We start from the raw sequence: 12,485 nt of genomic DNA on the forward strand, positions 1-12,485 counted from the left end.
CTTCTAGGGGTCAGTGGTCGGAGTCGGACTTGGTGGGAACGACGCCGTCGACGCCGGGCTCCACTGGCTGGTCGTCATCCGCGACCGGAGCGGAGGCATGCAGCGGTCGCCCCTCGGGAGGCAGGGGCTCCGGCGTTGTGACCGGGCCGGGCGCCGAGCTGCCGCTCGCGGCGGCGACGGACGCCGCCACCGAGTGATCCTGGTCGACAGCCGGCAGGTGCTCGCGCAGCACGGCGATGGATCGGGGCGCGAGCCTGCCGACCTCGCCTGCCCGCACCGGACCGTCGCTCGTGACCCCAGCACCAGTGTCGATCAGCACATCCCACGCCTCCGAGTACTCGGCCGGCGGGATCGTGATCTCCCGCTCTTCCTCCGACGCATTGCAGTAGATGAGGAAGTGATTGTCGATGACGCGCTCGCCGCGGTCGCCGAGACCCGCGATGCCCTCGCCGTTCAGGTACATGCCGAGGGTCTTGTCCGACTCCGCCTCCTGCCAGTGCTCGGACTCCATCGGCGTCGCGTCGGGCAGCAGCCAGACGATGTCGTTCAGCCGCTCGCCGTCACCGGTGCGCACCGTGGTGCCCGTGAAGAAGCGCTTGCGCCGGAAGGTCGGGTGGTCATGGCGCAGCTTCGCGATCGCTGCCGTGAACTCGATGAGCGGCTGGTCGATGTTCGACCAGTCGATCCAGCTGAGCTCGGAGTCCTGCGCGTAGGTGTTGTTGTTGCCCTCCTGGGTGCGACCGAGCTCGTCGCCGTGCAGCAGCATCGGCACGCCCTGGCTCAGCAGCAGCGTCGCCAGGAAGTTGCGCTGCTGTCGCGATCGCACCGCCTGGATCTCCGGGTCGTCGGTGGGGCCCTCGACGCCGTAGTTGTAGGAGCGGTTGTGGCTCTCTCCGTCGTTGCCGTCCTCGCCGTTGGCGTCGTTGTGCTTCTCGTTGTAGCTCACCAGGTCGCGAAGCGTGAACCCGTCGTGCGCGGTGACGAAGTTGATGGATGCGACGGGCCGGCGACCGGAGTGCTCGTACAGATCGGCGGAGCCGGCCAGGCGGCTGGCGAACTCGCCCAGCGCCGTCGGCTCGCCGCGCCAGAAGTCACGCACCTGGTCGCGGTACTCGCCGTTCCACTCGGTCCACTGCGGCGGGAAGTTGCCGACCTGGTAGCCGCCGGGGCCGATGTCCCACGGCTCGGCGATCAGCTTCACCTGGCTGATCACCGGATCCTGCTGCACCATCTCGAAGAAGGTCGAGAGCTTGTCGACGTCGTAGAACTCGCGCGCGAGCGTGGCCGCGAGGTCGAAGCGGAAGCCGTCGACGTGCATCTCGGTGACCCAGTAGCGCAGCGAGTCCATGATGAGCTGCAGCGAGTGCGGGTGGGCGACGTTCAGGCTGTTGCCCGTGCCCGTGTAGTCCATGTAGTACTGCTCGTCGTCCTCGACGACGCGGTAGTACGCGCGGTTGTCGATGCCGCGCCAGCTGAGCGTCGGGCCCATGTGGTTGCCCTCGGCGGTGTGGTTGTAGACCACGTCGAGGATGACCTCGATGCCGGCGGCGTGCAGGGCCTTGACCATGCCTTTGAACTCCTGCACCTGCTGCCCGAGCTGGCCGGTGCCGGCGTACTCCGCGTGCGGCGCGAAGAAGGCGAGGGTGTTGTAGCCCCAGTAGTTGCGCAGGCCCTTCTCCATCAGCGTCGCGTCGTGCACGAACTGGTGCACCGGCATCAGCTCGATCGCCGTGACGCCGATCTTCTGCAGGTGCGCGATGACCGACGGGTGCGCGAGACCGGCATACGTGCCGCGCAGCTCCTCCGGAACATCCGGGTGCGTCTCGGTCAGGCCCTTGACGTGCGCCTCGTAGATGATCGTCTCGTTGTAGGGCGTGCGCGGGTAGCGGTCGCCGGTCCAGTCGAAGAACGGGTTGATGACGACGCCCTTGACCATGTGGGGCGCCGAATCCTCCTCGTTGAGGCTGAGGGGGTCGCCGAAGTTGTAGCTGTGGAGCGGCTGGCCCCAGTCGATCGAGCCGATGGTCGCCTTCGCGTACGGGTCGAGCAGCAGCTTCGCGGGGTTGTGGCGCAGGCCCTGCTCGGGCTCGTAGGGGCCGTGCACGCGGTAGCCGTAGCGCTGGCCCGGCTGCACGGACGGGAGGTAGGCGTGCCAGACGAAGCCGTCGACCTCGGTCAGCTCGACCTTGGTCTCGACATCGTCATCGTCGAAGAGGCAGAGCTCGACGCGCTCCGCCGATTCCGTGAAGAGGGCGAAGTTCGTGCCAGAGCCGTCGAACGTGGCGCCGAGGGGGTAGGCCTCACCGGGCCATACCTGCAGAGCGGGAGAGGTGTCAGTCACGCTGCCGAGTGTAGGCGGGTCAGTTCTGCATCAGGTGTGAGGCTCCGGACGATGAGGGGAACACGCCGGCGCAAGTACCCCAGCAGAACTCGTGGCATCGCACCGAGATGCAGACCTCATAACCGCTGGGCAGAATCGCGCCTCAGTATCCGACGGCCGTTGCGCCGTACGCAGCCTGCTCAGTGGAGAACCCTTCGAAGACGAGCTGGTCGATGAGTCCTTGCCTGGAGAACGCCATCGTGTCGAGATAGTTTTGCGCTGAGACAGCCGCCTGCTCGTTCCAATCCACGTCGAGCGAGTCGACGGCAACCGTCGCGTCCGCTTCTGCGTAGCCCTCGAACGCCAGTTGCTCGATTAGGCCGCTGCGAGAGAATCCCATGAAGCGGAGGTAGTTTTCAGCGCTGCTGATCGCATTCTGCTGGGCCAGTGAGTAATCGGGCGCGGCTGCAGCCTCTGCAGCTGCCGCTTCCGCCTCCGCCGCCTCAGCCTCCGCCGCTGCCGCCTCTGCCTCCGCAGTTGCCGCCTCTGCGGCTTCCTCTGCCGCTGCAGCTTCTGCGGCCTCAGCTTCTGCTGCAGCGGCTTCCGCCGCCGCCTCAGCGGCCGCTTCATCTTCGGCAGGTTCCTCGGGCGCTATGGCCGCGCGAGTCGGTGCAACGGGGGCTGCGGACTCGTTTCCGCCCAACGCGTTTGCGGCACTGCCGAAGAGCGCAAGGGCGATGATCAGGGCGATCCAGAACCAGACCCGCTTATAGACCGGCTTCTTCGGGCCTTGCTGGGGCGGCATGGGGTGGGGCTGGTACTGCGGTGGTGGCGGTGGCTGGTCGGCACCCATTTGTCCACTGAAATGCGAGTTCGTCGGTACCTGTTGGGTCGAGAACTGCTCGGAAGGTGCCCGCGATGCCGGATTGGGCACCCCAACCGGATTTGGCGTGGTGTTCGACATGGGGTCTCCGATGTGGAAGACGGGGGCTAGGGACCTCCGAGGAACCGCCAGTTAAGAAGATGTGCGCAAGGCGCACTAGACGCTTGCGCGCTTCTTGCGCAAAACCTGAGTTTGCGTCAGTCGCCGACGACGCGCTCCTCGCCGCCGGTGATGCGCAGCAGCTCGTCGTACCTGAGCATGAAGACGGTGTCGGCGGTGCCTGCCGCCGCCGACAGCAGCGGGTAGTCGCGCAGCGCGACGTCGACGAGCGTGCGGATCGGCGCGGGATGGCCGAGCGGCGCGACGCCGCCGATCACCTGACCGGTGGCGGCGCGCACCTGCGCCGGTGCGGCGCGCTCGATCGGGCCCTCCCCCAGCTGCTCGGCGAGCGCCGCGGTGTCGACGCGGTGGCGACCCGAGGTCATCACCAGCAGCGGCGCATCCGCCATCCAGAAGATGAGCGAGTTCGCGATCGCGCCGACCTCGATGCCGAGCGCCGCCGCGGCGGCCTTCGCGGTGTGCACGCCCTCGGGGAAGTGGATCACCTCGCGGTCGATGCCCAGCGCGCGCAGCTGCTGCTGGATGGACTCTGCCCTCTGCGGAAGCGTCATGCCCTCATCCTGCCGCTCACGCGATGCGGCTGCCCGCGGCGAGGGTGCGGGCAGGGGCCCGCACGGCCACGATCGCGCCCCACACCGCCGCACCCGCCAGCAGCAGGTGCAGGCCGAGGCCGACGAACCAGCTCGGCGCGGTGCGCTCGTAGATGCCTTCGTTCGGGTCCTGCCACGAGCCGTCGTCGCCGTAGTCGGCGCACGACTCCGCGCGCGGCGGCTCCTGCGCCATCCGCACGCCGAGGCCGATCTGCCCGAAGATGTCGTCGGGGTAGCCGCTCGCGTCGAGGTGCGGCGGGATGGCGTCGGCCATGATCACGTAGGGGTTCGCGGCGAGCATGAGCCACACGCGGTCCGGGCGCGGCACCGTCGTCTCGTACGTGCGGTCGGTCTCGATGCAGGTGGAGGCTCCGGTCTGCTCGTCGTACTCCCACGTGATCTCGTCGCGCGTCTCCTCCTGCTGGAAGGCGAGCGTCCCGACGCCGAAGCCGATGAGCGTGCCGACGCTGAAGAACGCGACGACGAGGTACGTGACGACCGTCGACAGCACGGGCTTGCGGATGAGTCCTGAGAGCCCGACGCCGATCGCCGAGATGACGCCGATCTCGAGCACCAGGATCGGTATCGCGACGAGCACCGCCTCCATGCGCAGCCCGCCCAGCGCCGCGGAGACGAGCATGAAGGGCGTGCAGACCGCGAGGAATCCGAGCGAGGCGATCCAGGAGCCGATGACCTTGCCGAGCACGAGCTGGGATGCGGTCACCTGGGTGACCTGTGTGGAGGCGAGCGTGCCTGCGTCGCGGTCGCCGTTGATGGCGTTGCCGCTGAGCGCGGGCGTGACGAGCGAGGTGACGAGCAGCACGAGGAAGATCGTCATCGAGAAGATCGCGCCGCCCAGGTCTCGCTGGAAGCCCGCGAGCGACAGGAAGAGCACGGTGACGACGCCGCCGACCACGAGCGCGACGACGCCGAGCAGCACGTACCAGGCGACCGACCGCACGCGCTGCTTGAGCTCCAGCCCGATGACGACGCCGAGCATGCGCAGCCAGGCGCTCATCGGGCCCCTCCCGCGAGGCCGAGGTAGGTGCGCTCGATGTCGCCCACCGACGGCGCGAAGTGCGTCACCCCGACGCCCGCCTGCACGAGCAGCGCCAGCACCGCGGCCGCATCCTCGTCGCGGTCCAGTGCCACGTAGGCGAAGTCACCCTCGAGGCGCACGCGGTCGAACGCGACGCCGACGCGGGCGAGCTGATAGCCGAGCGCGCGCGGGTCGAGCGCCTTGATGCGCCACTCGCGCGCCGCCTGCTTGGCGAGCACGAGTCGCTCGCCGCCGACCACCTCGCCGCGGTCGACGAAGACCGCGTCGTGCGCCATCTCGTCGAGCTCCGAGAGATCGTGGCTCGAGATCAGCACCGTGCCGCCGTCGGCGGCGAAGGAGCGCAGCATCTCGCGCAGCTCGACGCGCGAGGTCGGGTCGAGCCCGGCCGCCGGCTCGTCGAGCAGCAGCACGCGCGGGCGGTGCACCATGGCGCGCGCCAGTCCCAGCCGCTGCTGCTGGCCGCGCGAGAGCACCCGGCTCGGGCGGTTCGCCAGCTCCTCGAGCCTCGCTTCGACGATGAGCTCATCCGCGCGCTCGCTCGCGGTGGCGCGCGACTGCCCGTGCAGCCGCCCGACCGTGGTGAGGATGCTGTGCGGCGTGAGCGTGCGCCAGGTGCCGAGCACGTCGGGCATCCACCCCATGACGCGGCGCACCGCTCGCGGGTCGTGCATGGGATCCACGCCGTCGATCCGGATCGAGCCCGCATTCGGCGCCAGCAGCGAGGCCAGCATGAGCAGCAGCGTCGTCTTGCCCGCCCCGTTCGGGCCGATGAGGCCGGTGACGCGACCGGGCTTGGCGTGGAACGACATCTCGCGCACCGCGTGGACGCCGCCGAAGCTGCGCGCGACGCGCTCGACGACGATGCCGCCGCTGCCCGGCTCGGGGCGCTCGGACTGCTGCGTGAGCGGGTCGACGAACACCGGCGGGGAGGATGCGGGGATGGGCTCGGGCGCCCCCGGCGCGCTGTCGCTCACTCGGGGGCCTCGGCCGCGCGGCACTGCCTTGTGGTCATGGGGCCATCCTGCCCGGCAATGTGAGGATTGCCCACTCCGCGCGCGGAAGATCAGCCGCGAGGATGATGCCGCCCGGTGTGCCCGCCATGCCTAGGCTGGAGCGGTGCCCCGCCTCCGTCGTCTCTCCACCGGCGGCATGGTCGCGGGCGTGCTGCTCGTGCTGTGCTCGATCTCGTCAGTGCAGTTCGGCGCCTCGATCGCCAAGACGCTCTTCGACCGCATCGATCCGGCGGCGCTGACGCTGCTGCGGCTCGCGATCGCCGCGGTCGTGATGCTGCTGATCGCGCGGCCCGACATCCGCTCGTGGAACCGTGCCGCCTGGCGCTCGATCCTGTTCCTGGGGCTGGCGCTCGCCGGCATGAACCTGCTGTTCTACCTGGCGCTGCCGCGCATCCCGATCGCGGTGGCCGTGACGCTCGAGCTCATCGGCCCGCTCGTTGTCGCGCTCTCGCATTCGAAGCGCCCGATCGACTTCGCCTGGGTCGGCCTCGCGGTGGCGGGCGTCGGCGTGCTGGGCGTGCAGTCGTTCGACGGCTCGCTCGATCCGCTGGGCGTCGTGCTCGCGCTCGCCGCCGGCGGCTGCTGGGCGGCGTACATCCTCGCCTCCGCCTCGGTGGGGCGGCACGTGCAGGGCGTGGGCGGGCTCGCGGGCGCGCTCGTGATCGCGACCTTCGCCGTGCTGCCGTTCGGGCTGCTGGGCGTGGTGGGCGCGGTCTCCGCCGACCCGACCGTGCTGCTGCCCGCCTTCGCGGTCGCGATGCTCTCGAGCGCGATCGCCTACGGACTCGAGATGCTGGCGCTGCGGCGGGTGCCCACGCGGGTGTTCGGCATCCTGATGTCTGCCGAGCCCGCGGCGGCCGCGATCTTCGGATTCCTCGTGATCGGCGAGCTGCTCACGGGTCTCGACGTGCTCGCGCTCGCGCTCGTCGTGGCCGCTTCGGCGGGCGTCGCGATCACCGCCGCCCGTGCACGGCCGATGCCGCCGGAGACCGGCCAGATGCCGCTCGTGCCCTGAGGCTGCGCGGCGAGCTCGGTCGCGCTCACGGGTCCGTCCAAGCCGCGTGCCGGTCGAGGCTGGGAGGATGGCCGCGTGGACCGGCATGACGAGGATGCGCGGCGCTGGGCGCCGCCGCATCGCCGTGCCGTGCCCGGCGACGGTGCCGAGCAGCGGCGGGACGGAGACACCGCCGGCGACGCTCCGTCGTCAGCCGCAGCGCCGTGGACCCGCGGGCTGCCACCGGTCGGGAACCCGACCGACGCATCCGCCGGCCTGGCCTCCGAGATCCGGCCGCCGATGCCGCCCTGGAACGCGCCACCCGCAGCCGAGACGGCTCAGCAGCGGGAGAAGTCGATGCTGCCGCTCGCGATCGGGGTCGCGCTGCTCGCGGCGCTCGCATGCGTGCCGCACTGGGTCGCTCCGACGATCGCGCTCATGGTGGCGCTCGTCGGCCTGCCGATCGCGTGGGGCTTCCGCCGCATCTCGCACGGGCGACGGCGCGTGCAGTACATCGTGGTGGTGCTGACGCTCCTGCTGGTCGCGGCGCTGGCCGTGGTCGCGCCGCTCGCGTGGCTGCAGCTCGGCGTGCTGCAGCCGCTCACCGTGCCGGACTGAGCCGCGCTGCTGCAGCACGCGTGCACGAACAACCGGGGCGTGCACGCGCAGGCTCTCAGCAGGTGCCGTCCTCCTGCAGCGCCGGATCATTGATGATGCCGCCGTCGATGTCGAAGCCGGCGACGAGCTCATCCGCCTCCACCTCGATCGACTCCAGCGTCAGCGCCGCGGGCAGCGACGACGCGACGCAGACGCTGCGGTCCTGCAGCACCGGCTCCAGCAGGCCGCCGAACTGCTGCCGCAGCTGCTCGGCGGTGACGGTCGCCTCCGCAATGCTGCCCTCGACGGGCGAGAGCACGAGGTCGCCGTCGGCGGCACTGGGCTCGAGCACCAGCCCCAGCGCGATCGTCGCGCCCAGCAGCGAGAACTCGGTCGACGCGGTGACGTTCGGCGCTTCCAGCTCGATGGTCTCGGCCGGGAAGCCGTCGATGGTCGCCAGCAGCGAGCGCAGCTGCTCGGTGGTCATGCGCACCTGCGCCGCACCGCTCGCGGCCGCGCCGTCACCCCGGATCGGGACGTCCTCGAACTGCGCGGTGATGTCGCCGGCGAACGCGCCGACGGTAACGGCTTCCGACGCGATCCGCACATCAGCGAGCGATCCGGCGACGAGCTGCGGGAGCAGGATGCCGTCGACCTCCACCTGGACCGGGTGCTCCGGCGGCAGCGAGAGCTGCTCGACCACCGTCGAGCGAATCGTGTCGGGCACCACCTGGCGCGCGACGAGCTCGGCGGCCACCACCAGTGCCGCGACCACGACGAGCACGATGGCGAGGATGACGAAGCCGCGTCCGCGACGTCGCGGCGTCTCGGCGGCGTCGCTCATGCGCGGCCGCCGTTGTCGGCGCGGATCTCGTCGCAGCGGTTCGCAATCACACGTCGAGCGTAGACGCGAGCGCTCGGGCGCGCCTGTGCGGCGTCAGCGCAGGCGCACGAATGAGCGCAACGCGCGGGGTGCCACGTCGTGCGCCTCGGTGAAGCCGCGCGACTCGTAGAAGGCGCGCTGTGCAGGCGCGTCATCGGTCAGCAGCACCAGTTGGCGGATCCCGGACGACGCGGCGACCACCGCGTCGAGCAGCGCGCCGCCAATGCCGCCGCGTTGGTGCTGCGGCGCGACCAGGATGTCCTGCAGGTACGCGATCGTGAGCCCGTCGGAGACCGTGCGCGCGAGCCCGATGAGCTCCGCGTCCGCAGACCACGCGGTGAAGACGCGGTGCGATGCGGCCACGGCCGCCACGAGCCGGTCGGCGTCATCCGTGTATGCGCTCCAGCCGACGGAGCGGTAGAGCTCGACGATCGCCGCGGGACTCGGGATCTCGGTGCGGATGTCGATGGTCACGGGCAGAGGCTACCTGCAGCAGCACGAGCGGCGGGTGCCGAGAGCATGAAGGCCCGGCGTTCTGCCGGGCCTGTGTGAGCGGATGACGGGAATCGAACCCGCGCTATCAGCTTGGGAAGCTGAAGTTCTGCCATTGAACTACATCCGCGCGACCGCTGAGCGGCTTCCGACAGTCTACGGCACGCTGCTGTGCTGGGTCTCGTGACGCGTCGGCCTGCCGGGTCTCGTGACGCGTCGGCCCGCGGCCGACGCTCCTCGACGAGCGGTTGGTGCGAGCGGCGGCGGGCGTCGTCAGCTGCCGTAGGGGTGCGCGACGTGCTGCTGCTGCTGCGGGTGCTTCTCGAGCCAGGACTGCACGAACGTGCACTGCGGCACGATCTGCCGCCCCGACTCCGCCGCGTCGCTGAGCGCGAACGCCGCCATGGCTCCTCCGACGCCGTGGCCGCCGAACTCGTCGCCGACGACGGTGTGCTGCAGCACCCGGTTGCCGTCCGAGTCATCGACATACGAGAGCACGCCGGCGAGGCGACCGCCCACGTGCGCCTCGTAGCGCCCCCGGTCGCTGTCGTCGCCGACGATGACGTGGTCGTGAGATGTCTGCGGCTCGTTCATGGCCCCATCCAACCCGGCACTGCCGCGAACGACAAGCCCGTCGGCTCAGTCCGTCGGCTCAGTCAATCGGCTCAGTCGGTCGCTCGGGGCTCGCGGCCGTCGCGGGCGACTGCCCCTCCAGGTCGCGGCCCTCGCCGCGCACCGGGCCGGCGTAGGTGCGCAAATGCAGGCGCACCGCCTCGTCGGCCTTGCCTGCGCGCTTGCGGCGGCGCGCCGCGGCCCAGAGGTTCAGGCCCTCGACGAGCACGGCGAACACCATCGGGCCGTAGATGAATGCCTTGTCGATGTGGAAGCCGAAGCCCTCCGCGATCAGGAAGACGCCGATCAGGAGCAGGAACGACAGCGCCAGCATCTTCACGGTCGGGTGGCGGTTGACGAAGTCGAAGATGTACTTCGCCGAGAACAGCAGGATGCCGAACGAGATGACCACCGCGGTGATGATGACGATCATGTTGCTCGTCATGCCGACAGCGGTGATGACCGAGTCGAGCGAGAACACCAGATCCATGGCGAGGATCTGCGCGAGCACAGCGCCGAAGGTGGCCGTGCCCGCCGACGCCTCGTGGCCCTCTTCTCCCTCGAGCTTCAGGTGGATCTCGTGGATCGCCTTGTAGAGGAGGAAGCCGCCGCCGAAGATGAGGATGAGCTCGCGGCCCGAGAAGCCCATGCCGAACAGCGTGAAGAGGTCGGTGTTGAGCGTGATGATCCAGCCGGCCAGCAGCACCAGGCCGATGCGCATCACCATCGCGAGCGTCAGGCCGAGCGTGCGCGCCTTCGCCTGCTGCGACTTCGGCAGCTTCGCGGCGAGGATCGAGATGAAGATGACGTTGTCGACGCCGAGCACGATCTCGAGCACGAACAGCGTCAGGAAGATGGCGAGCAGGTCGGGCGTGAGAACGAGCGAGAAGTCCATGGTGCGGCGATTCTAGGCGTCGTAGATGCCGTCAGTCTGGACGGATCGGTTCATGGCACGCGGTGCAGCCACTCCCTGGTGCTGAACTTCGTGCGGATGCGATCGTCCGCCGCCGAGAGCTCGGCCTCGGTGAGCGCCCCGTCGGCGCCGCCGAACAGCTTGCGGAAGGTGGCCTTGAGCGCATCCTGCACCGCAGCCTTCTCCATGCCGGTCTGCGACTTCAACGGGTCGACGCGCTTCTTCGCGCTCGTGGTGCCCTTGTCGCTCAGCTTCTCCTTGCCGATGCGGAGCACCTCGGTCATCTTGTCGGCGTCGATGTCGTACGACATGGTCGCGTGATGCAGCACGGCACCGGAAGCGAGGCGCTTCTGCGCCGCGCCGCCGATCTTGCCCTTCGCCGAAGTGATGTCGTTGAGCGGCGCGTAGAAGGCGTCGATGCCGAGACCCTTGAGCGCCTCGATCACCCAGGCGTCGAGGAACGCGTAGGAATCCTGGAAGCTCATGCCCGAGACCAGGTCGCCGGGCACGTAGAGCGAGTAGGTGATGGCGTTGTCGGGCTCCGAGAACATCGCGCCGCCGCCGGTGATGCGGCGCAGCACCGGGATGCCGTGGCGCTCGGCGGCATCCGGCTCCACCTCGTTCCTGTACGACTGGAACGAGCCCAGGTAGACGGCGGGCCCTGCCAGGTTCCAGAACCGGAGGGTGGGGCCGCGGCGGCCGGCACCGACCTCCTCCGTCAGCACTTCGTCGAGCGCCACATGCACGATCGGCAGCCGCGGCTCGTCGTCGATGATCGTCCACTCGTAATCGCTGAACGAGCTCGCATGCTGCAGCGCGCGACGGATCGCGACGCCGACCGATTCGGGCGTGAAGCCGAGCAGCACCGCGTCCCGCGGCAGCCCCACCTTGATCGCCTCGCCGATCTCGACCGCGGTCGCCGTGACCGGCAGCCCCTCGACGGCCGCATCGATCGCCGCCAGCGCCTCGTCGGGCTCGAGGAAGAAGTCGCCCGCGAGGCGGAAGTCGACGATGCGGCCGTCTCGCTCGTCGAGGTCGACGACCACGAGCTTGCCGCCGGGAACCTTGTACTCGCCGTGCATGCATCCAGCCTAGGGCGGCGGCTCGGCTCAGCGCCGCTCGGCCGCGCTCGGCACCAGTCGCTGGTCGAGCCACTCGACGATGTCGTCGAGCACCTTCGACTTGTTGATCTCGTTGAGGATCTCGTGGCGCGCACCCGGGTAGACGGTGACGGTGACGTCGCTGAGCTGCGAGCGCTTGCGGTAGACCTCGCCGAGCTTCTGCAGCGACTTGGAGCCGCCGAGCGAGTCGTCCGAGCCGCCGGCGATGAGCACGGGGATGTCTGGCTGGATGCGACGGGCCGGCACTCCGTAGAGGCGCGCGCCCTCGACGGGGCCGAACAGCTGCAGCGGCTTCGCGGGGAACGTGAGCGGATCGAGCACGAAGGCGTCGATGACCGCCTGATCGCGCGAGAGCCACTCGTAGCCGGTCTCGCCGAGATGCGTATGGCGGGCGTTCAGGTCGCCCGCGTTCATCCAGCCGGGCATCCGATAGGACGTGCCGGTGAGCACTGCGGCGTCGACGAGCGACGCCGAGCCGTTCAGCAGGATCTGGGTGGAGAGCGAGCCCCAGGAGTGGCCGAGGATCGCGACCGGCAGGCCGGGGTGCTCGCCGCGGATGCGCTTGAGCAGGCTCGCGAGATCGCCGACCACGGCGCGCATGCCGCCCGGTCCGAGGTGCCCGAGCTTGCTCAGATCGCCCTCGTGCTGCTCGATGCCGGTCGCGCCGTGACCGCGCTGATCGAGGGCCCACACGGCGTAGCCCGCGCCGACCAGGTGCTGGGCGACGTGCTCGTAGCGCAGCGCGTGCTCGCCGAGGCCGTGCGCGATGAGCACGACCGCCTTGGGCTTGCCTGGCCGCCACGTGTAGCAGTGGATGGTCACGCCCTGCAGGTCGACCAGGGTCGACTCGGTGCGGATGGCGGTGAACTTGGGCACGGCCGCATTCT

The 12,485-nt window shown here is 69.8% G+C and carries 13 protein-coding genes and 1 tRNA gene; 2 read left to right on the plus strand and 12 right to left on the minus strand.

From position 1 onward, the window contains the following. Positions 1 to 10 precede the first annotated feature (10 nt). The 5 genes from glgX to ABG090_RS11455 form a co-directional block, all read right to left on the minus strand. Positions 11 to 2,320 (minus strand): glycogen debranching protein GlgX, encoded by a 2,310-nt coding sequence (glgX, locus tag ABG090_RS11435; RefSeq protein ID WP_347757598.1) that lies wholly within the window; start codon positions 2,318 to 2,320, stop codon positions 11 to 13. Positions 2,321 to 2,483: 163 nt separating this feature from the next. Further along, entirely contained in the window at positions 2,484 to 3,284 is an 801-nt protein-coding gene (locus tag ABG090_RS11440) for an Ltp family lipoprotein (protein WP_347754631.1), read from the minus strand. Positions 3,285 to 3,400: 116 nt separating this feature from the next. Further along, positions 3,401 to 3,874 (minus strand): YbaK/EbsC family protein, encoded by a 474-nt coding sequence (locus ABG090_RS11445; RefSeq protein WP_347754632.1) that lies wholly within the window; start codon positions 3,872 to 3,874, stop codon positions 3,401 to 3,403. A gap of 16 nt (positions 3,875 to 3,890) precedes the next feature. Then, positions 3,891 to 4,931, minus strand: a complete 1,041-nt coding sequence (locus ABG090_RS11450) for an ABC transporter permease subunit (RefSeq protein ID WP_347754633.1) — start codon at positions 4,929 to 4,931, stop codon at positions 3,891 to 3,893. After that, complete coding sequence (locus ABG090_RS11455; protein WP_347754634.1) at positions 4,928 to 5,947, minus strand: ABC transporter ATP-binding protein; 1,020 nt, start codon at positions 5,945 to 5,947, stop codon at positions 4,928 to 4,930. Before ABG090_RS11455 ends, ABG090_RS11450 begins: the two co-directional genes overlap by 4 nt. Positions 5,948 to 6,089: 142 nt before the next feature. Here ABG090_RS11455 and ABG090_RS11460 point away from each other — a divergent pair, with 142 nt between their 5' ends. Together ABG090_RS11460 and ABG090_RS11465 are read left to right on the plus strand one after the other, a co-directional pair. Continuing rightward, complete coding sequence (locus ABG090_RS11460; protein ID WP_347754635.1) at positions 6,090 to 7,001, plus strand: EamA family transporter; 912 nt, start codon at positions 6,090 to 6,092, stop codon at positions 6,999 to 7,001. A gap of 75 nt (positions 7,002 to 7,076) precedes the next feature. Next, positions 7,077 to 7,598: a hypothetical protein gene (locus ABG090_RS11465; protein WP_347754636.1), complete on the plus strand. Its 522-nt coding sequence runs from the start codon at positions 7,077 to 7,079 to the stop codon at positions 7,596 to 7,598. A gap of 55 nt (positions 7,599 to 7,653) precedes the next feature. Here the strand turns inward: ABG090_RS11465 and ABG090_RS11470 are convergent, their stop codons facing one another. The 7 genes from ABG090_RS11470 to ABG090_RS11500 form a co-directional block, all read right to left on the minus strand. Then, on the minus strand, positions 7,654 to 8,421 hold the full coding sequence (locus ABG090_RS11470; protein WP_347754637.1) for a DUF2993 domain-containing protein: 768 nt from the start codon (positions 8,419 to 8,421) through the stop codon (positions 7,654 to 7,656). A gap of 93 nt (positions 8,422 to 8,514) precedes the next feature. Then, the gene (locus ABG090_RS11475; RefSeq protein WP_347754639.1) at positions 8,515 to 8,934 is read right to left on the minus strand and encodes a GNAT family N-acetyltransferase; all 420 of its coding nucleotides are present in this window, start codon (positions 8,932 to 8,934) and stop codon (positions 8,515 to 8,517) included. Positions 8,935 to 9,011: 77 nt separating this feature from the next. Beyond that, positions 9,012 to 9,082 (minus strand) — tRNA-Gly (locus ABG090_RS11480). A gap of 143 nt (positions 9,083 to 9,225) precedes the next feature. Beyond that, a complete protein-coding gene (locus tag ABG090_RS11485) occupies positions 9,226 to 9,546 on the minus strand; it encodes a GNAT family N-acetyltransferase (RefSeq protein ID WP_347754640.1) in 321 nt (106 codons plus the stop codon). Between the two features lie 58 nt (positions 9,547 to 9,604). After that, positions 9,605 to 10,459 carry a TerC family protein gene (locus ABG090_RS11490; protein WP_347754641.1) on the minus strand — a complete coding sequence of 285 codons (855 nt, stop codon included), beginning with the start codon at positions 10,457 to 10,459 and terminating at the stop codon, positions 9,605 to 9,607. A gap of 50 nt (positions 10,460 to 10,509) precedes the next feature. Next, positions 10,510 to 11,559 (minus strand): biotin/lipoate A/B protein ligase family protein, encoded by a 1,050-nt coding sequence (locus ABG090_RS11495; RefSeq protein ID WP_347754642.1) that lies wholly within the window; start codon positions 11,557 to 11,559, stop codon positions 10,510 to 10,512. A 27-nt stretch (positions 11,560 to 11,586) separates the two neighbouring features. Beyond that, entirely contained in the window at positions 11,587 to 12,474 is an 888-nt protein-coding gene (locus tag ABG090_RS11500; RefSeq protein WP_347754644.1) for an alpha/beta hydrolase, read from the minus strand. Positions 12,475 to 12,485 lie beyond the last annotated feature (11 nt).

Source organism: Agrococcus sp. ProA11, assembly GCF_039880525.1.
In the GTDB taxonomy this organism is placed as follows: domain Bacteria; phylum Actinomycetota; class Actinomycetes; order Actinomycetales; family Microbacteriaceae; genus Agrococcus; species Agrococcus chionoecetis.

What these genes read in the sequence shown, in the direction of transcription:
- ABG090_RS11470 (WP_347754637.1), bottom strand. Translation starts at nt 8,421, where the DNA reads ATGAGCGACGCCGCCGAGACGCCGCGACGTCGCGGACGCGGCTTCGTC.
- ABG090_RS11450 (WP_347754633.1), bottom strand. Translation starts at nt 4,931, where the DNA reads ATGAGCGCCTGGCTGCGCATGCTCGGCGTCGTCATCGGGCTGGAGCTC.
- ABG090_RS11495 (WP_347754642.1), bottom strand. Translation starts at nt 11,559, where the DNA reads ATGCACGGCGAGTACAAGGTTCCCGGCGGCAAGCTCGTGGTCGTCGAC.
- ABG090_RS11490 (WP_347754641.1), bottom strand. Translation starts at nt 10,459, where the DNA reads ATGGACTTCTCGCTCGTTCTCACGCCCGACCTGCTCGCCATCTTCCTG.
- ABG090_RS11440 (WP_347754631.1), bottom strand. Translation starts at nt 3,284, where the DNA reads ATGTCGAACACCACGCCAAATCCGGTTGGGGTGCCCAATCCGGCATCG.
- ABG090_RS11445 (WP_347754632.1), bottom strand. Translation starts at nt 3,874, where the DNA reads ATGACGCTTCCGCAGAGGGCAGAGTCCATCCAGCAGCAGCTGCGCGCG.
- ABG090_RS11485 (WP_347754640.1), bottom strand. Translation starts at nt 9,546, where the DNA reads ATGAACGAGCCGCAGACATCTCACGACCACGTCATCGTCGGCGACGAC.